The organism is Leisingera sp. S132 (assembly GCF_025144465.1).
Classification (GTDB): Bacteria; Pseudomonadota; Alphaproteobacteria; order Rhodobacterales; family Rhodobacteraceae; genus Leisingera.
In genome coordinates this window covers 3,598,017-3,618,126 of the sequence record NZ_CP083553.1, presented here as the reverse complement: position 1 = coordinate 3,618,126, position 20,110 = coordinate 3,598,017, and the positions used below count along the sequence as shown (strand labels likewise).

Annotated in this window: 18 protein-coding genes; 10 read left to right on the top strand and 8 right to left on the bottom strand. The window is 62.2% G+C overall.

Annotated features, from left to right (window positions below):
- Positions 1–76 precede the first annotated feature (76 nt).
- The 4 genes from holA to K3725_RS17805 all read right to left on the bottom strand — a co-directional run bounded on the left by holA (position 77) and on the right by K3725_RS17805 (position 4,742).
- Positions 77–1,105 carry a DNA polymerase III subunit delta gene (holA, locus tag K3725_RS17820; RefSeq protein WP_260016588.1) on the bottom strand — a complete coding sequence of 343 codons (1,029 nt, stop codon included), beginning with the start codon at positions 1,103–1,105 and terminating at the stop codon, positions 77–79.
- Positions 1,102–1,617, bottom strand: a complete 516-nt coding sequence (gene lptE, locus K3725_RS17815) for an LPS assembly lipoprotein LptE (protein WP_260016587.1) — start codon at positions 1,615–1,617, stop codon at positions 1,102–1,104. The genes holA and lptE overlap by 4 nt, the downstream gene beginning before the upstream one ends.
- Positions 1,604–4,168: a leucine--tRNA ligase gene (gene leuS, locus K3725_RS17810; protein ID WP_260016586.1), complete on the bottom strand. Its 2,565-nt coding sequence runs from the start codon at positions 4,166–4,168 to the stop codon at positions 1,604–1,606. The genes lptE and leuS overlap by 14 nt, the downstream gene beginning before the upstream one ends.
- 88 nt (positions 4,169–4,256) lie before the next feature.
- Positions 4,257–4,742, bottom strand: a complete 486-nt coding sequence (locus K3725_RS17805) for a DUF3576 domain-containing protein (RefSeq protein ID WP_260016585.1) — start codon at positions 4,740–4,742, stop codon at positions 4,257–4,259.
- Positions 4,743–5,053: 311 nt separating this feature from the next.
- On the opposite strand from K3725_RS17805, the gene K3725_RS17800 reads away from it, so the two are divergent.
- Positions 5,054–6,064, top strand: a complete 1,011-nt coding sequence (locus K3725_RS17800; protein ID WP_260016584.1) for a porin — start codon at positions 5,054–5,056, stop codon at positions 6,062–6,064.
- A gap of 123 nt (positions 6,065–6,187) precedes the next feature.
- Positions 6,188–6,838 carry a YggS family pyridoxal phosphate-dependent enzyme gene (locus tag K3725_RS17795; RefSeq protein ID WP_260016583.1) on the top strand — a complete coding sequence of 217 codons (651 nt, stop codon included), beginning with the start codon at positions 6,188–6,190 and terminating at the stop codon, positions 6,836–6,838.
- 54 nt (positions 6,839–6,892) lie between these two features.
- Here K3725_RS17795 and K3725_RS17790 read toward each other — a convergent pair whose 3' ends face one another.
- Both K3725_RS17790 and ribA read right to left on the bottom strand, forming a co-directional pair.
- A complete protein-coding gene (locus tag K3725_RS17790) occupies positions 6,893–7,402 on the bottom strand; it encodes a L,D-transpeptidase (protein WP_260016582.1) in 510 nt (169 codons plus the stop codon).
- Positions 7,402–8,490, bottom strand: coding sequence for a GTP cyclohydrolase II (gene ribA, locus K3725_RS17785; RefSeq protein ID WP_260016581.1), 1,089 nt, complete (start codon positions 8,488–8,490; stop codon positions 7,402–7,404). The genes K3725_RS17790 and ribA overlap by 1 nt, the downstream gene beginning before the upstream one ends.
- A 172-nt stretch (positions 8,491–8,662) precedes the next feature.
- Between ribA and K3725_RS17780 the strand changes: the two genes are divergently transcribed.
- A complete protein-coding gene (locus tag K3725_RS17780; RefSeq protein WP_039184779.1) occupies positions 8,663–9,349 on the top strand; it encodes a response regulator transcription factor in 687 nt (228 codons plus the stop codon).
- A gap of 234 nt (positions 9,350–9,583) precedes the next feature.
- A complete protein-coding gene (locus tag K3725_RS17775) occupies positions 9,584–10,372 on the top strand; it encodes an exodeoxyribonuclease III (RefSeq protein WP_260016580.1) in 789 nt (262 codons plus the stop codon).
- A gap of 177 nt (positions 10,373–10,549) precedes the next feature.
- Here the strand turns inward: K3725_RS17775 and K3725_RS17770 are convergent, their stop codons facing one another.
- A complete protein-coding gene (locus K3725_RS17770) occupies positions 10,550–11,071 on the bottom strand; it encodes a DUF6653 family protein (protein ID WP_260016579.1) in 522 nt (173 codons plus the stop codon).
- Positions 11,072–11,145: 74 nt separating this feature from the next.
- Here K3725_RS17770 and K3725_RS17765 point away from each other — a divergent pair, with 74 nt between their 5' ends.
- From K3725_RS17765 to K3725_RS17755, 3 genes are read left to right on the top strand one after another with little or no spacing between them, the layout of a single operon-like run.
- A complete protein-coding gene (locus tag K3725_RS17765; protein ID WP_260016578.1) occupies positions 11,146–12,072 on the top strand; it encodes a tetratricopeptide repeat protein in 927 nt (308 codons plus the stop codon).
- 27 nt (positions 12,073–12,099) lie between these two features.
- A complete protein-coding gene (locus K3725_RS17760; RefSeq protein WP_260016577.1) occupies positions 12,100–12,744 on the top strand; it encodes an LON peptidase substrate-binding domain-containing protein in 645 nt (214 codons plus the stop codon).
- Entirely contained in the window at positions 12,741–12,929 is a 189-nt protein-coding gene (locus K3725_RS17755) for a Trm112 family protein (RefSeq protein WP_260016576.1), read from the top strand. Before K3725_RS17760 ends, K3725_RS17755 begins: the two co-directional genes overlap by 4 nt.
- A gap of 25 nt (positions 12,930–12,954) precedes the next feature.
- Here the strand turns inward: K3725_RS17755 and K3725_RS17750 are convergent, their stop codons facing one another.
- Positions 12,955–14,181: an FAD-dependent monooxygenase gene (locus K3725_RS17750; protein WP_260016575.1), complete on the bottom strand. Its 1,227-nt coding sequence runs from the start codon at positions 14,179–14,181 to the stop codon at positions 12,955–12,957.
- Between the two features lie 110 nt (positions 14,182–14,291).
- Between K3725_RS17750 and K3725_RS17745 the strand changes: the two genes are divergently transcribed.
- From K3725_RS17745 to K3725_RS17735, 3 genes are all read left to right on the top strand, one after another.
- The gene (locus tag K3725_RS17745; protein ID WP_260016574.1) at positions 14,292–15,623 is read left to right on the top strand and encodes an amidase; all 1,332 of its coding nucleotides are present in this window, start codon (positions 14,292–14,294) and stop codon (positions 15,621–15,623) included.
- A gap of 109 nt (positions 15,624–15,732) precedes the next feature.
- Entirely contained in the window at positions 15,733–16,911 is a 1,179-nt protein-coding gene (locus tag K3725_RS17740; protein WP_260016573.1) for an aminotransferase class I/II-fold pyridoxal phosphate-dependent enzyme, read from the top strand.
- A 115-nt stretch (positions 16,912–17,026) separates the two neighbouring features.
- Positions 17,027–20,053 carry a DNA translocase FtsK gene (locus K3725_RS17735; RefSeq protein ID WP_260016572.1) on the top strand — a complete coding sequence of 1,009 codons (3,027 nt, stop codon included), beginning with the start codon at positions 17,027–17,029 and terminating at the stop codon, positions 20,051–20,053.
- The last annotated feature ends 57 nt before the right edge of the window (positions 20,054–20,110 follow it).

The following is a 20,110-nucleotide window of genomic DNA, read 5'->3' as shown; positions in this document are numbered from 1 at the left end:
CGTCTTTCTCCTGTTCTTACCGTGCCATGATGGGCGGCGCTGCAAGGCGGATCAAGCAGGACGGAGCGTTTCGGGATCAGCGGGCGCGGCTGAGCATTGCAAGCCGGATCAAAGCCCGCTCCATCAGGGCCAGCGCCGGCGCGGTCTGGCCGGCAGAACGCAGCGCCAGATCTGTGTCGGTGATGATCGTCAGCGCAGTTTCCAGCCGGTTTGCGCCCCAGTTCTGGGCCTGCCGCAACATCCGGTCGCGGCGTTTGCCGTACAGCGGCGGGCGCAGCTGGCCGATGCCCTGGGCCGGGCCGCCGGGAGCCGAGGCGATGGTGTAGAGCGTGCGGAAATGCCGGGTGGCGCCGATGCAGAGGGTCACGGCGTTGGTGCCCTGCGCCTGCAGGCGGCGGATCAGCGGGCCGATTTCGGGGCTGCGGCCCTCGGCGACCACGTTCAGCACGTCATCCAGCGCGGCTTCGGTCGACTGCGGGGCGACGGCGCTGATGTCGTCCAGTGACAGCGGGCTGCTGTCGCCGTGCTTGTAAAGCGCCAGCTTCTCGATCATGCGGGAAAAGTCGCCGGGGCCGATGTCATTGGCGATATCGGTCAGCGCCGACATGCTGTCGCCGGGCACGTCGCGGATGCCGGCCTCGCCCAGAATGCGTTCGATCTCAGCACGCGAGGGCGGGTCGTCGTAAATGCCAACCGCATAAGCGTTGCTGTGGCCTTCAAACGCCTTGCGCAGTTTGGAGGACGCTTTCAGCTGGCCCGCCGTGACCACGATCTGGGCATCGCCCGGCTGCCATTCCTCCAATGCTGCGGTGATTGCGGGGGTGGCGGTATCGTTGGCACCTTCGACAAACACCGCCCGGACACCGGGAAAGAACCCGACCGCCTTGACCGCATCCAAAAGCTGTGCCGGATCCTTGCGCAGGTCGCCGCCTGGCAGGCGGGTCAGGCGCATTTCTTCCTCGGCGCCGGGGCCAAGCAGGGCAGCCAGCACCTGCTGCCGCTTCAAGGACACGCGCATCGCGTCGGCGCCATAGATCAGGATGCCGCTTTTGCCGGGATCGGGCTTGGCGAAATAGCCGTCAGCTTCGCGCGGGGAAAGCTTCATTCAGCAGCGGCGGAGAGATCCGCGGTTGCCAAAATCTGTGCGGTGATCTGGTCTGCCAGAACCACCATCAGCCGTTCATGCGCATCCCGTTCGCCTGCCAGCGTTTCTATTGTGGTGCCGGTAGCAGAGTAGCCGGAGAAGTTCCGGACAGTTCCACTGGAAGCAACCTTACCGTCAGACAAGCGGGTTAGCGAAAAACTTGCGGTCCCGACGACAGAATAACGGGTGATTTCGTTGTCCGCGGTAATTGCCTGACCTTCTTCCCGGGTGCTGAGCGTCAGATCAAGCGCATATGCAGGGCTGCTGCCCCGGCCCAGGCGCTGCTCAAGGTTCTGCACGAGGAAATAGGCGTCAGCTCCGCTGGCGCCCTTGATTTCCTCAGGGTCTTGTACTTCGATCCTGCCGTGCAGCTCAGACCCGGTTCCGCCTGGAGCGTAAACCGGTGTAAAGCCGCAGGCCGCAGCCAGCAGGGGCAGGGCCAGCAGCAGGGTTCTGCGATCAAGCAACGACATTCACAATACGGCCCGGAACCACGATTACCTTTTTCGGAGCGCCGCCATTCAGCGCCTTCTGCACAGCTTCGTGCGCCAGCGCGAGTTTTTCAACCTCTGCCTTGTCCAAATCCTTGGCGACCTCAATCTCGCCGCGGCGCTTGCCGTTGATCTGGATCGGCAGAGTCACGGTGTTCTCGATCAGCATCGTTTCGTCTGCAACCGGCCAAGGTGCCGTGGCGCAAAGGCCCTCGCCACCCTGGTGGTTCCAGATGTCTTCCGCCAAGTGCGGTGTCATTGGCGACATCAGCTGGGCCAGAGTCATCACTGCTTCGCGCTGCGCCTTGTAGCTGGCCTTGGATTTGCTGAGCGTGCCAGTGAAGGCGTAAAGCTTGGCGATTGCGGCGTTGAAGCCAAAGGAATCGATGCCCAGGGTCACGTCGCGGATGCATTTGTGCATCTCGCGCAGCAGGTCCTCGTCGCCTTCGCCTTCTGCGTTTCGGTCCATTTCTCCTATCCGGTCGCACAGGTTCCAGACCCGGTTCAGATGCTTGTGCGCGGCCTCGGCGCCAGAGGCCGTCCATTCCACATCCCGCTCGGGCGGTGAATCGGACAGTACGAACCAGCGTGCGGTATCGGCGCCGAAAGACGAGATGATGTGCAGCGGATCCACCACATTGTTCTTGGACTTCGACATCTTGGCAGAGGGGATGATTTCCACCTCGGTGCCGTCCTTGAGGAAACCCTTCCCGTCGCGCAGCTCCACTTCCTCGGGATAATGGTAGACCGGGCGGTGGTTGCCGCCGGTGGACTTGTAGATCGCGTGGGTCACCATGCCCTGGGTGAACAGCGCATCGAACGGCTCGATGGATTTCTCCGGCAGGTGGCCGCAGATCTGCATCGCGCGGGCAAAGAAGCGCGAATAGAGCAGGTGCAGAATCGCATGCTCGATGCCGCCGATGTACTGGTCAACGTTCATCCAGTATTCGGCCTCGGCCATGTCGGTCGGAGTTTCGGCGCGCGGTGCGGTGAAACGGGCAAAATACCAGGACGAATCGACGAAAGTGTCCATGGTGTCTGTTTCGCGTTGCGCAGGCTTGCCGCAGGACGGGCATTCACAGCTTCGCCAGCTTGGGTGGCGGTCCAGCGGGTTGCCTGGAACCGAGAAGTCGATGGCCTTGCCGTCTTCATCATAGGGAAGCGCAATCGGCAGGTTCTCTTTCTTCTCGGGCACCACGCCGCAGTCTTCACAGTGGACAACCGGAATCGGGCAGCCCCAGTAGCGCTGGCGGGAGAGGCCCCAGTCACGCAGGCGGTATTTGGTGACGCCCTGGCCCCAGCCGGCCTTTTCGGCAAAATCGACGGTGGCGTTGATCGCTTCCTCGCCGGTGGTTTCGGTCAGGCCTGCAAAGTGATTGACCCAGCGGACTTTCTCGGTTTTTGGCGGAACAAAAGCCTCGTTTGCGACCGGAGTGTTATTGTCCAGCGCAAAGAAAGTGTCGATGACCGGCAGATCGTATTTGCGGCAGAAGTCCAGGTCGCGCTGGTCATGCGCCGGGCAAGCAAAGATTGCGCCGGTGCCGTAGTCCATCAGGATGAAGTTTGCGATCCAGACCGGCAGCTCCCACTCCGAGTTCAGCGGGTGTTTGACACGGATGCCGGTGTCATAGCCCAGCTTCTCGGCCGTCTCGATGGCTTCCTCGGTGGTGCCGCCCTTGCGGCATTCGGCGACAAATGCCGCAACTTCGTCCGATTCGGCTTCCAGCGCCTTGGCAATCGGATGGTCGGGGGAGATGCCGACAAAAGACGCGCCCATCAAGGTGTCGGGGCGGGTAGTGTAGACCTCGATCGGCTCAGCGCCGTCGGTGCGTTCAAAGGAGAACTGCAGCCCGCGCGACTTGCCGATCCAGTTTTCCTGCATCAGGCGGACCTTGGCGGGCCAGTTTTCAAGAGTGTCCAGTGCCGACAACAGCTCTTCGGAGAAATCGGAGATCTTGAAGAACCACTGGGTCAGCTCGCGCCGCTCCACCAGCGCGCCCGACCGCCAGCCGCGGCCGTTCTCAACCTGCTCGTTGGCCAGCACGGTCATGTCGATGGGGTCCCAGTTCACCACGGCGTTCTTGCGGTAGACCAGGCCTTTTTCCAGGAAGTCGAGGAACAGCGCCTGCTGCTGGCCATAATATTCCGGGTCGCAGGTCGCGAACATGCGGCTCCAGTCCAGCGACAGGCCCAGCGGCTTCATTTGCTCGACCATCGTGTCGATGTTCGAATAGGTCCAGTCCTTGGGGTGCCCGCCCGATGCCATTGCGGCATTTTCCGCGGGCATGCCGAAGGCGTCAAAACCCATGGGGTGGAGCACGTTATGGCCGGTCGACAGTTTGTAGCGCGCGATCACGTCGCCCATCGTGTAGTTGCGCACATGGCCCATGTGCAGCTTACCCGACGGATAGGGGAACATCTCCAGCACATAATACTTGGGCTTGTCGCCGGTACGCTTGGCCTGGAAAATCCCGGCCTCGTCCCAGGCCTTCTGCCATCGTGCTTCGATTTCAGGAGCTATATAACGCGGCATCAGAGCGGTCCTTTGCATGAAAACGCCGGGCTGGTGGCCCGGCGCTTCTGATAATGGGGTTTTGCTGGTGTTTCCAGAGGGTAGCGCGTCAGAGTTTCCCGTCAGCGATGCGCAGCTGGCGCGCGCGGGACAGAATGGCATCCTCGACCGCGCGGGTGGTGCTGGCGCTGACCGGGCCGCCCTTGGATTGCAGTGCCACATTAAGGGAGCGTGCATCCAATGCCGGATCCTTGATGTGAATGGTGGCACGGTACGACCGTCCGCCGCCGGGCGGGGTGCCGTAACCGGTCACGATCACCCCGGTGAAGGGATCAACCGACTGAACCGGCAGGAAGCTCAGCACATCCAGGCTGGCGGTCCACAGGTAACGGTTCACCTGAACTGTCTGGTCCGGCTTGGCATTCAGGAAATCAAAGACGGAGGATTTCGTCGCTTCGCCCTGAATTTCTTCCTTATGGCTGGTTGTGCGCGCAGTGCTTGCTGGTGCCTTGCCGCTTCTGTTGCCGCCGCATGCCGCCAGGCTGAGGCAGATCGCGCCCATCACTGATACCCGCAGGGTCTTTCCGTATTTCATAACCGCTCCCGGAGCCATTTTTCTGCGCGAACACCTAACGCAAGCGGCGCCGGCGGAGCAAGGGCTTTGGCTTCTATGACTCTGCGCCTGTGGAGGATTTCGCCGGTTGGGTGCCGTCAGAGGAGCGGATCGGAGCCGTTTCAGGTGCCTGGGCGGGGCGGACTGTGGCAAAGCTGCACCATCCAGGGCCGCATCGTTTCGTGCGGCTTTCGCAAGTCTTGCCAAAATGGGGGTGAAAGAGCGAAACCCCTTGGCATACCCACGCCGGATTCCCCGGTTTGGGCAGTGGAATAGAAACCGAGGGAAAAACTATGAAAAAGGTTCTCTTCGCGACCACCGCGCTGATCGCCACCGCAGGCATGGCCGCGGCAGAAGTGAAAGTGTCCGGCTATGGCCGCTTTGGTCTGGACTGGAACGAAGCCAACGACGCAGTTGCAGGCACTTCCGACACCAACCTCACCAGCCGTTTTCGTCTGACTTTTGATGCGTCGACCGAAACCGACGGCGGCGTGACCGTTGGCGGCCGTATCCGTGCCCAGGCAGAAAGCCGTGACGGCACCCCGGGCACCGCAGCATGGTCCGCACCGCAGTTCCACGTCGCATACGGCGGCCTGCGTGTGAACGTTGGCAACATCTGGGGCGCGATCGACTCCGCACCGGGCCTGTACCTGAACACCACCTCTGTTGGCACCGGCATCGACGGCATGGGCTTCAACTCCCTGGCCATCGGCAACAGCTTCGCTTGGGACACCTTCACCTCCGCAGGTGCTGGTCGTAACGGCATCGAAGCGATCTACTCGGCAGGCGGCTTCACCGGTCACGTGTCCTACTCGCAGTCGAACGGCGGCACTGTTCTGGGTTCTGCACAGGGCCTGGAGCGCTCCGCAATCATGCTGAGCTACTCCTTTGGTGACTACTTCGTGACCGGTGCATACCAGTCCGAAGACAACAACACGAACACCGTGACTTTCAGCAACGGCGCTGTCGAAAGCCAAGGTGACGAGCTCGGCTTCTTCGCCATCGGTGGTAACTTTGGCCAGTATGGTGCGACCCTGTCCTATGGCACCACTCAGGAAGCTGACACTGTGACTCTGGCAGGTTCAGCCGAAATCGGCGCAGCCTCGACCATCGTTGGCTGGGTGAACTCCACCGACGTCGACGCCAATGTGACCGCAGGTCAGACCCGCACCGACGGCACCGCCTTCGGCATCAACTACGAGTATGACCTCGGCGGCGGCGTGACCTTTGTTGCTGGCTATGTGAACACCGCAGCAGCCACCAACGAAAACTCCCTGCAGGCAGGTCTGCACTTCAGCTTCTAAGCTGAAGCACGCCTAGCGTGACATTCGGGGCGGGTTCCTTCGGGGCCCGCCCTTTTCTTTTGCCCCTTAACATTTCCGAGCAAACAGTGTTTTTTGCGGCCAAACAGTAATGAGGCCGGACCCATGCCGCTTGCAGAGATCAAATCCAGAATTGCCAAGGCTGAAGCAAAGGCTGGCCGTGAACCGGGCAGCGTGCAGCTGATTGCGGTGTCCAAGGTGCAGCCGAATGAGCGGGTTCAGGCGGTGCTGGAGGAGGGCCACCGCTGCTTTGGCGAGAACAAGGTGCAGGAAGCGGCCGGCAAATGGCCGGATTTTGCCGAGCAATTTGACGGCATTGACCTGCACTTGATCGGCCCCCTGCAAACCAACAAGGTGCGCCAGGCAATGGAGCTGTTTGACAGCATCCATTCGGTGGACCGTCCCAAACTGGCCAATACAATTGCCCGGCTCGCGCAGGAACTGGGGAAATGCCCGGACCTGTTTATCCAGGTGAACACTGGCGAAGAGGAGCAGAAAGCAGGCGTGATGCCGGCCGATGCGGATGCGTTCGTTGCCGAGTGCCGCAAGCTGGATCTGCCCGTGAAGGGCCTGATGTGCATCCCGCCGGTCGACGAGGAGCCGAGCCTGCATTTCGCGCTGCTTGCCAAAATTGCAGAGCGCAACGGCCTGCAGGGCTTGTCCATGGGTATGAGCGGGGATTTCGAGCAAGCGATTGCCCTTGGTGCAACGCACGTAAGGGTCGGATCGGCAATTTTTGGCGACCGAACGTACTGAGACGCAAAGTGCAAAGAAAACTTTTGCCAAGGCTATTTGAATAGCCTTGCAGCGTCAGGCCGCCGGCAAGTCAGGAACAATGATCCGTGTACCAATCTGTACTCTGGCAGCGAGCCAGTGCAGGTTCGCCCTGGAAAAAGCGATACACCCTTCAGTCGGGTAACCGGGACGCCGCCATTGATGGATGAAAATGGCCGATCCCTTGCCTGGAATGGCGTCCGGCCAGTTCCAGTCGGTTATCAAGACCAAATCGTAAAGCGGATCGGAGCGGCGCAGTTTTTCGTGGCTGAATGCGTAGGGGGCCCGAACCTGAAGGTTATAGCAGTCATCGCGGACGTCATCAGACCATAAATCATTGGGACCGATGGGTTTCGCCCAGGGCGCCGGCGGGGGCAAGCGGTCCGGCCGGTAGAGCATCCCGGCGACTCTGTGAGTGCCTATTGGCGTCGCACCATCGCCTTCGCGCTTTCTGTCTGACAAACCGCCCTTGCCGATTGTGCACGGCAGCGCCCGGCCCATAAAACGGACGCCTGCCGGGGTCAGAACCAAGTCGGAAGGCGTCATTACAGCATATGCCCGGACTTGCGGGCCTTGGTGGCCAGGTAATGCTGATTGTGGGCGTTTTCCCCAACTTTCAGTGGCACCCGTTCGGCCACTTGAATACCCGTTTTCTCCATCATAACGATCTTGTTCGGGTTGTTGGTCAGCAGCCGCACGTGCGAAAAGCCCATCTTCTTCAGGATGGCAGCGCCCAGCCGGAAGTCCCGTTCATCATCTTCAAAGCCGAGCCGGTGGTTGGCTTCTACTGTGTCAAAGCCCTGGTCCTGCAGAGAATAGGCCCGCATCTTGTTGGCCAGGCCAATGCCGCGGCCTTCTTGATTGAGGTACAGGAGCACGCCTGCGCCTTCTGTTCCCATTTGGGTGAGCGCTCCATGCAGTTGCGGGCCGCAGTCACATTTCAGTGAGCCCAAAACGTCACCGGTGAAACACGCCGAATGCAGCCTGGCAAGCACCGGTTTGCTGCGGTCGGGGCGGCCGATTTCCACCGCATAGTGCTCTTCGGCGCCATCTTCAGGGCGAAAAATGTGGAGCCGCCCAGCCTCGGCGGCCGTCATCGGCAGGCGGGCCGCGGCCACCGGGTGCAGCGGCGAACTTTCGCTGAGCAGCGGAGCGGCAGCACTTCGGGAAATGGTGGTTAGCCCGTAACCGATTGCAAAATCGGCCGGGCTGTCCAACGGAACAAGGGCTGCGGCAGGCAGAAGCCGTGCGGATTTCACCAGGGCAATTGCCAGCCGGTGCAATTCCGCATTGCCTTCACGCAGGCTGGACAACGGGCCTTTCATCGGAGTGTTCAGATCATCTGCCGGGTCGGCCAGTGCCTGAATCCAAGCCAAGCCTTCGGACACGGGCACTGCCACACGGGCGGTATCTTCGTCATAAACCCGCGCCTTCAGCGTTTCTGCGCGACGGGCCGTCAGAGCCAAGGACAGCTTCCCCAAGGAGTGCATTTCCGAAAGACGGGCTTCAGTAAGTGTCTCTACGGCTATTGCCAGTGCGGCATCTCTGCCGGCTGTCAGCACAACCGGCAGTCCCATGCGCAGATCGACCCGGGCGCGGGCCAGCAGTTCGATCATTGTGGGCATCAGGCTCATGCGGGGCATCCGATGTTATTTTGTAACAAAGCTTGCTGTCTTTACGCCTAAATGCAACGGATGTGAAATAATTTCCATGCCATGGACACGTCGGCGTGAGAGTTTTGCAGCAAATCTTGCCGCCGGCGCAAGGGATGCGCATGTGTGGTCAGGAGAACAGGAGGGCGAGCCGATGGCGCAACTGAAGAAAATTCTGCTGGTTGATGATGACGAGGACCTGCGCGAGGCCTTGAGCGAACAGCTGGTGATGACCGAAGACTTTGACGTGTTCGAAGCAGAGAATGGTCAAAGCGCGATGGAGCGTGCCAAGGAAGCCTTGTATGATCTGATAATCCTGGACGTTGGTCTGCCTGACACCGATGGCCGTGAGTTGTGCCGCCTGATGCGCAAACAAGGGGTGAAGTCACCGATTCTGATGCTGACTGGCCACGACACCGATGCAGATACGATTCTGGGTCTGGATGCCGGCGCTAATGACTATGTTTCTAAACCCTTCAAGTTTCCCGTACTGCTGGCCCGCATCCGTGCCCAGTTGCGCCAGCACGAGCAATCGGAAGACGCCGTCTTTGCGCTTGGGCCCTATACTTTCAAGCCGTCTATGAAACTGCTGATCACCGAGGACGAGCGCAAAATCCGGCTGACAGAGAAGGAAACCAATATTCTCAAATTCCTGTACCGCTCCAGCGACGGAGTGGTGCCGCGTGATGTTCTTTTGCATGAGGTCTGGGGGTACAACGCAGGGGTGACCACCCATACTCTGGAAACCCATATCTACCGCCTGCGTCAGAAGATTGAGCCTGATCCCTCGAACGCACGCCTGCTGGTAACGGAATCAGGCGGATACCGCTTGGTTGCCTGATGCTGCAGGCGTTGAGCCAGATCAAAGAGGGACCTGAGGTTCATCTTTAGAGTGGTCCTACTCCCGCGCATATCCGGGTGATGATATGCACCTCCCTGTTGGACTTGGCCGGGCTCTATGTCCGGCCATTTTTTGTTCCGGCTGTCTGACGCGGGAGGGGAAAACACTTCTGGCACTTCTCCGCCCGCGCAGGCAGTATCGCTGCCGAACACGGATTACATCACGGGGGCCGCGATGCCATTTTCCCTTGCAACCTGGAACATCAACTCTGTCCGCCTGCGCGAGCCGATCGTGCAGAAGCTGTTGCAGGAGGAAGGGCCGGACATCCTCTGCCTGCAGGAATGCAAGAGCCCGGTGGAGAAGATCCCGTTGGAGGGCTTTGCCGCACTTGGCTACCCCCACATGATCGGTCGCGGCCAGAAGGGATACAATGGTGTCGCCATTCTGTCGCGGCTGCCGATCGAGGATATCGGCGACAAGGATTTCGCCGGTCTCGGCCATGCACGGCATGTCGCAGGCCGGCTGGAAAACGGGGTTGTGATCCACAATTTCTATGTGCCCGCAGGCGGCGATGTGCCGGACAGGGAGCAGAATGAGAAATTCGGCCAGAAGCTGGACTATCTGACGGATATGCGGGACTGGTTCCACGCGGAGAAGCCGGAGAAGTCGATCCTGGTAGGCGACCTCAATATCGCCCCGCGGGAGGATGACGTCTGGGACCACAAGAAGCTACTGAAGGTCGTCAGCCATACGCCCATCGAGGTGGAGCACTTCGCCGATGTGATGGACGCGGGCAACTGGTCCGATGTGACCAGGAACGACATTCCGGATGGTCGCCTTTACAGCTGGTGGAGCTACCGGGCCAGGGATTGGGATGCCGCCGACAAGGGGCGCCGGCTGGATCACGTCTGGGCGACGCCGGACATCCGGAACGCGGCCCACTCCAGCAAGGTCCTGCGCGATGCCCGCGGCTGGGAGAAGCCCAGCGACCACGCGCCGGTATTTGCGACATTCGACCTGTAACCTTAAGCGGAGCGCTCCCGCCGGATCATGAACATCCGCGTGATGTTCCCTCTCAGTTGGGCGTGGCACTGCGCTGCCGCGCAGTGCAGGGCCGCCGCGCGTCAGCGCGGCGCCCGGCCCAACGCCGCAAGGGGCAGGCAAAGCCGGGCCTGAAGCCGGAGGCGGGAGGGCTCCCTGTCAGCGCAGCCAGCGGGCATAGCCGGAGTGTTTGTCCTGCATGTCCTGATACAGCCAGGCCATCCGGTCCACGAACCACAGCTTGCCGCCAATCATCAGGATCAGCCCCGCCAGGGCGGTGCCCGGGTTCAATGCCCACAGGCCGTGAACCCAGGGGACAACGCCGATGCCTGACACCCAGGCCAGGCCTTTTGCCCACATCTCGTGATGCCGGGGAACGGGAACCTGTGCCCGGTTCAGAAAAACCCGTTCGCCAAATGTGCCGCGCGAGGCCCAATTGTCCGTGCTGGCAGGCGGCGCAAAGGCGCGCGGGTTCCACCACGTCCATGCCAGCACCAGCAGAACCGGCAGCAGGGCTCCCCAGTCCAGCCAGACTCTTGACCAGATCGCCAGGGTCATCAGCGGCAGCACCGACATCCGGCTGTAGACGCTCCACGGGTTTGCATGCCGCGCCCAGGCGGCGTCGTCCATCTTCATCAGCCGCTCTGACGCAGCGAAGAGATCGAACCTGTGGCGGGCCATTGGCAAACTCCTCTCTTGGTTTCCGGCGCGCAGGATTCCATATAGGGGGCAAGTTCCTAGCGGAGTACAATCTGATGAGTGAAATTCTTGGCAGCGCCGCACCGGCGGATGACCTGATCAAAGACGTGACCGAAGCCACATTTATGCAGGATGTGGTGGATGCATCTATGCAAGCGCCGGTGATTGTGGATTTCTGGGCGCCCTGGTGCGGCCCGTGCAAGACCCTCGGCCCGATGCTGGAGGCTGCAGTTGCCAAAGCTAAGGGTGCGGCCACTATGGCCAAGATCAACGTGGATGAGAACCAGCGCCTGGCCCAGGCGCTGGCTCAGCAGGGCTTGCCGCTGCAGTCGATCCCGACAGTTGTGGCCTTCGTGCAGGGCCGCCCCATCGACATGTTCCAGGGCGCGCTGCCGGCGTCCGAAATCGATGCCTTCGTTAAGAAGGTGATCGAGGCCGCAGGCGGTACTGCCGATGGCGGCCTGGGTGAGGCGCTGGAAGCGGCTGAGCAGATGCTGGCCGAAGGCGCGGTCGCAGATGCGGCCCAGACCTTTGCGGCGATCCTGGGTGAGGATGACAAGAATGCTGCCGCCTATGGCGGGCTGGCGCGCGCGCATATCGCGCTGGGAGACTTGGATCAGGCCGAGGCGGTTCTGAACGGCGCGCCTGCGGAGATTTCCGGCGCGGCTGAGATTGAGGCGGTTCACGCGCAGATCGCGCTTGCGCGGCAGGCGGAAAATGCTGGTCCGGTTGCTGAACTGCGTGCCGCGGTGGACGCCAGCCCGGAGGACCACCAAGCCCGTTTTGACTTGGCGCAGGCGCTGCATGCGGCTGGCGAAGCGGAGGCAGCAGTGACGGAGCTGCTGGAGCTGTTCCGCCGTGATCGCGAGTGGAATGACGGCGCCGCCAAGACACAGCTGTTTACAATCTTCGATGCGCTCAAACCGAACGACCCGGTGGTGCTGAACGGGCGCCGCAAGCTCAGTTCAATGATATTTGCCTAAGACCGGGGCAGCACTACACTCTGTCCCATGATCCAGCCTGCCGATTTGCCGGACACGATCGCCGTGTTTCCCTTGCCCGGGGCGCTTCTGTTGCCCCGGTCGCGCTTGCCCTTGCACATCTTTGAGCCGCGGTATTTGCAATTGCTTGAAGACACGCTGAAAACGCGGCAACGGCTGATCGGTATGGTGCAGCCTTGTCCTCCCCCGCACGGCAACGGAGAAGAACTTCATAGCATCGGTTGCGCCGGCCGGGTGACGCAATTCTCTGAAACAGAAGACGGCCGCTACCTTGTCACTCTGTCGGGGGTCTCCCGGTTCAGAATCACCCGTGAGACAAACGGATTCACGCCTTACCGGCGCTGTGATGTCAGCTGGGCAGGGTTCGACAGGGATCTGGGCCGCTGCGAGGCGGATGAAACCCTTGACCGGCCTTCTTTCCTGGATCTCCTTGACCGTTTCTTTTCTGCCCGCAACCTGTCGACCGACTGGGAGGCGCTGAAGGATGCGGATGACGAGTTGCTGATCAATTCACTGGCGATGCTGCTGGAATTTGATCCCGAGGATAAACAGGCCTTGCTCGAGGCGCCCTGCCTTGCCACAAGACGGGAAACGCTTGTCACTTTGATCGAGTTTGCCCTGCGTGGCGGCTCTCAGGAGGAAACCCTGCAATGACCGAAACACAGGCGCCTGCCTTTGACCGGCGGATGCTGGAAGCACTGGTCTGTCCACTGACCCAGACCGTGCTGGAATACGACGCCCAAGCGCAAGAGCTGGTCTCACGCGCGGCCAGCCTGGCCTTTCCGATCCGCAACGGCATCCCGGTGATGCTGGTGGACGAGGCGCGCCAGCTGGACTGATCCGGGCCAGGGCCGCCAATTCCACTTATATTGCCTGCCCTTTCAGCAGCCGCGGCAGATCGCCGGTCAGGCCTGCCGCCTCGCGCACGAAACCGCGGCGCAGGCCGGGGAGCGCGCCCGCAAGCCCCATGCCAATGTCCCGGCCCAGCCGCAGCAGCGGGTTGTCATTGGAAAACAGGCGGTTGAACACGTCAGTCGCCGCCGCCAGAGAGGCGGTGTCGAAACGGCGCCATTGCTGATAACGTTCCATCACCAGGGAGGATCCGATGTCCTCGCCCCGCCGGGTGGCCTCGGTGATCACTTCGGCCAGTGCGCCAACATCGCGCAGACCCGCGTTCAGGCCCTGACCGGCAATCGGGTGCATGCCGTGAGCGGCATCGCCGATCAGCGCCATCCGGTCGCCGATGAAACTGTTGGCGATGGTCAGGTTCAACGGGTAGGTGAAGCGTTTTCCCGCCAGGGAGATCTCCCCCAGGAAATCGCCGAACCGGGGCCGCAGCGCCTGGATGTATTCCGCGTCATCCAACGCGTGGATCGCCTTGGCGGTCTCGGTCCGTTCGCTCCACACAATAGACGACCGGTTGCCTGGCAGCGGCAGAATTGCCAGCGGCCCGGGCGGCAAGAAGAACTGGTGGGCAATGCCGTGGTGCGGCTTTTCGTGGTCGATGGCGCAGACCAGCGCGGTCTGGCCATAGTCCCAGCCGGTCCTTTTGATCCCCGCCCGTTGCGCAGTGCCGCTGCGGCGCCCGTCAGAGCCAACCAGCACCTGGCCGCGCAGTTCGCCGCCGTCATCCAGCGTGACTGTCACACCGGCCTGATCCGGTGCCTGTGCAACCACCGTGCGCCCGGATACCGTTGTAATGCCTGGGGCGTCCTTCATCGCCTGCAGGAATGCGCGGCGCAGGAAGCGGTCCTCGACCATATATCCCATCGGGCCTTCTTCCAGCTCAGCGTGGTTGAAATGGATGAAAAACGGCGAGGGCCCGTGGCCCGCGTGGCCGTCTGTAACCTTGATCTCCAGCATGGGCTGCGCGTTGTCCCCGACATGCTGCCAGACGCCGGTCTGCTGCAGCAGCCGCTGCGAGGCCAGCGCCAGCGCATAACCGCGGCCGTCGAAACCCTCGTCGGCCAGCCTGTCTGGGGTCAGCGAGTCGACAACGGTAACGCTGTGGCCGGTCTGAGCCAGGGCCAGAGCCAGCGCCGGACCATTCAGCCCGCCGCCTACGATCAGGATATCGGACGCATTTTTCATGCCCCGCAATATGCGCCTGCTGACGGGATTGTCCATGCAGGAAGCGCGGGATTGTGCCTGCGTCCTGCTGCCGCTACCGTCGCCGGCAGCAGGCAAGGGGAGAGATGCTGATGCAAGACTGGCTGACGATGACTGCCGCCGACCTGGGACGCGGGATTGCGGCCGGTGAAATCGGCCCGGTGGCACTGACGCGCTGCTATCTGGACGCTATCGACGCGCATCCCCTGAAAGACCGGATCTACACGCAGGTGACCCATTGCCGCGCAATGGCAGAGGCGGAAGCGGCTGAGCAGCGCGCCCGTCTGGGCTTGCGCCGCTCGCTCTTGGATGGGGTGCCGATTAGCTGGAAGGACCTGTTCGACAGCGCCGGCACCGCAACCGAATCCGGTTCGGACCTGCTCAAGGGGCGGGTGCCGGACCAGGATGCTGCCGTGCTGTCCAATGCAACGCTTATGGGCTCGGTGTGCCTCGGTAAAACCCACATGAGCGAGCTGGCGTTTTCGGGCCTCGGCTTTAACCCGGTCAAGGAAACACCGCCCTGCGTAAATGACCAGAAGGCCGCTCCGGGAGGGTCATCCTCCGGCGCGGCGGCTTCTGTGGCTTACGGGCTGGCAGCCGGCGGAATCGGCTCTGACACGGGCGGTTCTGTCCGGATTCCCTCGGCCTGGAACGATCTTGTGGGGCTCAAGACAACCTCCGGCCGGATCACGCTGGAGGGCGTCGTGCCCTTGTGCCTGAAGTTCGACACCGTCGGCCCGCTGGCCCGGTCAGTCGAAGATGCCGGGCTGCTGCTGGGCGTACTGGAAGGGACTGCGGGTCCTGACCTGCGCAACCCTGGCTCCCTGAAAGGCTGCCGGTTTGCCGATTTGCAGAACGTGGCGCAGAACGATCTCGATCAGAACGTTGCTGCTGCCCACCGCGAGGCGATGGACAGGCTGAAAGATGCTGGGGCAGAGATCGTGCCGCTGGAGTTGCCTGCGCTGGACGATGCGATGGGCCTCAGCCCGATTCTTTACACCACAGAGGCCTATGGCCTGTGGAAGGACGTGATCGAGGCTGCGCCGCAGCTCATGTACGCTGAGATTCTGGAACGCTTCCGTTCCGGTGCGCAGTTTGGCGGACCGGATTATGTTGCGGCCTGGGCCAAGCTGGAGCAGTGCCGGATGGCCTGGGATCAGGCGGTGGCCGGATTTGACGCAGTGCTCAGCCCTGTCTCGCCAATCCTGCCGCCCAACCTGGACCGGCTGCAAAGCGATCACGACTATTACGTCCGTTCCAACCTGATGGCATTGCGCAACACCCGGATCGGCAATCTGATGGGGCTGTGCGGCCTGTCGCTGCCCACCGGCATCCCCAGCTGCGGGCTGCAGGTTCTAGGGCAGCCGGACTGCGAGGAGGCCCTGCTGCGCATCGGCGCCGCGATCGAGGCTGCCTTGGCCTGAAAGCCACATTCGGCCCGACGACCGCATCACCGGGTGGACGCGTCCGCCCGCCCCCTGTAACCTGATGCGCAAACGGGGCGCCAATGATCCCGTGACTGAGGCATAAGATATGGATTTTCCTGAGCGGTTTTCGAACCTGCCAGCCTATGCGTTTCCGCGCCTGAGAGCGCTGTTGGACCACCACACCCCCGGCGGGGATGTGGTGCATATGACCATTGGCGAGCCCAAGCATGCGTTTCCGGCCTGGGTTACGGATGTCATTGCAGAAACCGCCGCCGGATTTAACCAGTACCCCAACAATGACGGCACGCCGGAACTGCGCGGTGCGATTTCGGACTGGATCCACCGCCGCTATGGTGTGACCACGGACCCCGAGACGCAGATCATGGCGCTGAACGGCACCCGCGAGGGTCTGTACAATGCCGCGATGGCACTATGCCCGGAGCAGAAGAACGGGCAGAAGCCTGTGGTGCTGATCCCGAACCCCTTCTACCAGGTCTATATGGTGGCGACGATTTCTGTCGGGGCAGAGCCTGTGTTTGTGCCTGCGACAGCAGCGACCGGCCATCTGCCGGACTATGAAAACCTGCCGGAGGATGTTCTGAACCGCACGGCGGTCGCCTACATCTGTTCGCCCGCAAACCCGCAGGGCGCTGTGGCCTCGCGCGCGTACTGGACCCGGCTGATCCAGCTGGCGGAAAAATACGATTTCCGCATCTTCGCGGACGAATGCTACTCCGAAATCTACCGCGATGAGGCCCCCGTGGGTGCGCTGACCGTTGCGCAGGAACTGGGTGCCGACCCCGAACGGGTGGTGCTGTTCAACTCGCTCTCGAAACGTTCGAACCTGCCGGGGCTGCGCTCCGGGCTGATTGCCGGCGGGCCGGAGACCCTCAAGCGGGTCAAACAGCTGCGCGCCTATTCCGGTGCGCCGCTGCCGGGGCCCTTGCAGGCCGCCGCCGCCCGGGTCTGGGCGGATGAGGCGCACGTGGAAGAGAATCGTGCGCTCTATCAGGCAAAGTACAAAATTGCGGATGAGGTTTTTGACGGCCTCAACGGCTACATGGCGCCAGAAGCGGGCTTCTTCCTTTGGCTTCCGGTGGAAAACGGCGAGCAGGCCGCGCTGAAGCTGTGGAGTGAAACCGGGGTGCGGGTGCTGCCCGGCGCCTATCTGGCGCAAGGTGCACCGGGCCAGAACCCGGGCGAGACATACATCCGGGTGGCGCTGGTCGCCCCCGCAGAGGACACCCGCGAGGCGCTGAGCACGCTGCGCGGCTGTCTTTACTGAATTCTGCTGAGCGGCCCTTGGCTGGGGGCCGCGCAGCCAAAACCAAGAACGGACAGGCCTTTGACCTTGCGGTGAACAGCGGGGCGGGGGCGAATGAAACGGAACTGAGGTAGGCATGGCATTTCAAACCCGCAGCCGCGATCCGCTGCTCGACAGCAATATGCAGGCAGCCATTGAAAAGCGCGGCAAGGAACTGATCGGGATTGCCCTGATCCTGGTGGGGCTGATGGTTGCGGCCATGCTCGGCTCGTACACGCCTGAAGACCCGAACTGGACGGTGTCCACAGACGCGCCAGTGCAGAACTGGCTGGGCCGCCCGGGCGCTTCTGTCTCCTTTATCCTGATCACCCTGTTCGGCAAGGCAAGCTGGGCGATGCCGCTGTTCCTGGCGGCCTGGGGCCTGCGGTTTGTGCTGCACCGGGGCGAGGACCGCGTGGTCTGGCCGCTCCTGCTGTCGGTGCCCTGGCTGCTGGTTGTGTCCCTGCACATGGAAACTCTGAATGCCAGCACCAGCTGGCAGCAGAATTATGACTTCGGCCTCGGCGGAATGGTTGGCTACACCTTCCTGGGCGCGCTGCTGGCGCTGTTGCCGGTAGGCCTGCACTTCATGGTCAAGATCATGTCCCTGCTGAGCGCTGCAGGCATGCTGGCGCTTGGCTGCGTGGTGCTGGGCTTCACCTGGCCTGAGGTCAAAAAAGGACTGAACAAGGTTACAATTGGCCTCATTCTTGGATACGGCGCGATAGCAGCTCTGCTTGGCCGCGGTGCTTCCAGCGGGCTGCAAGCTGCAATGACATACCGCAGGGAGCGGGCAGAACGCGCAGGCTCTGGGGATGAGGATGTCTATGCAGTCGCAGATTCGGATCCAGACATGTTCGAGGACTATCCCGATGAAGCCTTTTCGGCTGACGACAGCGGGGAAGAGCTTGAAGCCCCGGCCAGGGGCGGCTTGTTGTCGCGTGTGCCCAGCCTGATCCGCCGGGCAGGGCCTTCTGCCGCAGCTCCGGAAGACGCATATGCTGCTGCGGCTGATTTTGAGAACGAAGAGGGGCATACAAGCGACGGGATTGGCGGCGAAGACCGCATTTCCAGGAAAATCGCAAATGCGGTGCGGATCCGCCGCGCCGCCGATACACCGCCGGAGCTGGACCCGAACCTGCCGCTGACCAAGGGCCGCGGCCAGCGTCCCGCGCCTCTGATTTTCAACCCTGCAGCCGCACAGGGCAGCCTGCCAGCCGAGCCGCCGCTGACCGCTGCGCAAATGCCGGTGCCGCCGGTGCCGGACGAGCCGCCGCTGTCCTGGCAGGCGGCAGAGGCTGAAACCTTTGTTCCGAACGCACCGGAAGCGCACGCGCAGGAAGAGGATGCCCGCGCCGGCTTCGGCGACGACACGCCCCGGATGCTGACGCCGGACCACGTGCCGGCCGAGTCTCTGCCGGGCGCGGCGGCGCCTGTTCAGGATGCCCCCCAGGCGGCCAAGGCCCCCGGGCCGCGGCTGACCGTCGATCTGCCGGTGGCAGAGCCGCGCAAGGCGGTGGTGGAGAAACCGGCGCGCAAGCCGGTGCAGCCCTCCGCGCGGGCCAAGGCGGAAGCCCAGCCCAACCTGGCCTTCGACGACAGTGACAGCGATTTCGAACTGCCGCCGCTGAGCCTGCTGACCAACCCGGTCAGCATCGAACGCCACCACCTGAGCGATGAGGCACTGGAAGAAAACGCCCGGATGCTGGAGACGGTGCTGGACGACTATGGCGTGAAAGGCGAGATCGTCTCGGTTCGCCCGGGTCCCGTTGTCACCATGTATGAGCTGGAGCCCGCGCCGGGTCTCAAGGCCTCCCGCGTGATCGGCCTGGCCGATGACATTGCACGGTCGATGTCGGCGCTGTCGGCCCGGGTTTCAACCGTGCCGGGCCGCACCGTGATCGGCATCGAACTGCCGAATGATAAGCGCGAGAAAGTTGTCCTGCGCGAAATCCTCTCCTCCCGCGATTTTGGTGACGGCAACCACGCGCTGCCGCTGGCATTGGGCAAGGACATCGGCGGCGACGCCATGGTGGCAAACCTCGCCAAGATGCCCCACCTGCTGATTGCAGGCACCACCGGCTCCGGTAAATCGGTGGCGATCAATACGATGATTCTGTCGCTGCTGTACAAGCTGACGCCCGATGAATGCCGCCTGATCATGATTGACCCCAAGATGCTGGAACTGTCCGTCTATGACGGCATCCCGCATCTGCTCTCGCCCGTTGTGACCGACCCGAAGAAGGCGGTTGTTGCCCTCAAGTGGGTGGTGGGCGAGATGGAGGACCGCTACCGCAAGATGTCCAAGATGGGGGTGCGCAACATCGCCGGCTACAACGGCCGTGTGAAGGAGGCGCTGGCCAAGGGCGAGCTGTTCTCACGCACGGTGCAGACCGGGTTTGACGACGACACCGGCGAACCGGTGTTCGAGACCGAAGAGTTCGAACCCAAGGCGCTGCCTTACATCGTGGTGATCGTCGACGAGATGGCGGACCTGATGATGGTAGCCGGCAAGGAAATCGAGGCCTGCATCCAGCGCCTGGCGCAGATGGCGCGGGCCTCTGGCATCCACCTGATCATGGCAACCCAGCGCCCCTCGGTCGATGTGATCACCGGCACCATCAAAGCCAACTTCCCGACCCGGATTTCCTTCCAGGTGACCTCCAAGATCGACAGCCGCACCATTCTCGGTGAGATGGGTGCCGAGCAGCTCTTGGGCATGGGTGACATGCTGTATATGGCGGGCGGTGCTAAGATCACCCGCTGCCACGGCCCGTTCTGTTCGGATGAAGAGGTCGAAGAAGTGGTCAACCACCTCAAGCAATTCGGCCCGCCGGATTATGTGGGCAGTGTGCTGGATGGCCCGGATGAGGACAAAGCCGACAATATCGACGCGGTGCTGGGGCTGAACACCGGCGGCAATACCGACACCGAGGACGCGCTCTATGACACGGCGGTTGCCATTGTGATCAAAGACCGCAAGTGCTCCACCTCCTACATCCAGCGAAAGCTGGCGATCGGCTACAACAAGGCCGCGCGTTTGGTGGAGCAGATGGAGGACGAAGGTGTCGTCTCAGCCGCCAACCACGTCGGCAAACGGGAAATTCTGGTTCCCGAACAGTAAGCTGACGAATTCCTGCCGATGCCGGAGCCTTCGTGTCTCCGGCATCTTCACTTCTGC

Coding starts and splice junctions, on each gene's coding strand:
- K3725_RS17805 (WP_260016585.1), bottom strand. CDS start 4,742: ATGAAATACGGAAAGACCCTGCGGGTATCAGTGATGGGCGCGATCTGC.
- K3725_RS17780 (WP_039184779.1), top strand. CDS start 8,663: ATGGCGCAACTGAAGAAAATTCTGCTGGTTGATGATGACGAGGACCTG.
- K3725_RS17765 (WP_260016578.1), top strand. CDS start 11,146: ATGAGTGAAATTCTTGGCAGCGCCGCACCGGCGGATGACCTGATCAAA.
- lptE (WP_260016587.1), bottom strand. CDS start 1,617: ATGTCGTTGCTTGATCGCAGAACCCTGCTGCTGGCCCTGCCCCTGCTG.
- K3725_RS17790 (WP_260016582.1), bottom strand. CDS start 7,402: ATGACGCCTTCCGACTTGGTTCTGACCCCGGCAGGCGTCCGTTTTATG.
- leuS (WP_260016586.1), bottom strand. CDS start 4,168: ATGCCGCGTTATATAGCTCCTGAAATCGAAGCACGATGGCAGAAGGCC.
- holA (WP_260016588.1), bottom strand. CDS start 1,105: ATGAAGCTTTCCCCGCGCGAAGCTGACGGCTATTTCGCCAAGCCCGAT.
- K3725_RS17745 (WP_260016574.1), top strand. CDS start 14,292: ATGCAAGACTGGCTGACGATGACTGCCGCCGACCTGGGACGCGGGATT.
- K3725_RS17770 (WP_260016579.1), bottom strand. CDS start 11,071: ATGGCCCGCCACAGGTTCGATCTCTTCGCTGCGTCAGAGCGGCTGATG.
- K3725_RS17800 (WP_260016584.1), top strand. CDS start 5,054: ATGAAAAAGGTTCTCTTCGCGACCACCGCGCTGATCGCCACCGCAGGC.
- K3725_RS17795 (WP_260016583.1), top strand. CDS start 6,188: ATGCCGCTTGCAGAGATCAAATCCAGAATTGCCAAGGCTGAAGCAAAG.
- K3725_RS17775 (WP_260016580.1), top strand. CDS start 9,584: ATGCCATTTTCCCTTGCAACCTGGAACATCAACTCTGTCCGCCTGCGC.
- K3725_RS17750 (WP_260016575.1), bottom strand. CDS start 14,181: ATGAAAAATGCGTCCGATATCCTGATCGTAGGCGGCGGGCTGAATGGT.
- ribA (WP_260016581.1), bottom strand. CDS start 8,490: ATGAGCCTGATGCCCACAATGATCGAACTGCTGGCCCGCGCCCGGGTC.
- K3725_RS17760 (WP_260016577.1), top strand. CDS start 12,100: ATGATCCAGCCTGCCGATTTGCCGGACACGATCGCCGTGTTTCCCTTG.
- K3725_RS17755 (WP_260016576.1), top strand. CDS start 12,741: ATGACCGAAACACAGGCGCCTGCCTTTGACCGGCGGATGCTGGAAGCA.
- K3725_RS17740 (WP_260016573.1), top strand. CDS start 15,733: ATGGATTTTCCTGAGCGGTTTTCGAACCTGCCAGCCTATGCGTTTCCG.
- K3725_RS17735 (WP_260016572.1), top strand. CDS start 17,027: ATGGCATTTCAAACCCGCAGCCGCGATCCGCTGCTCGACAGCAATATG.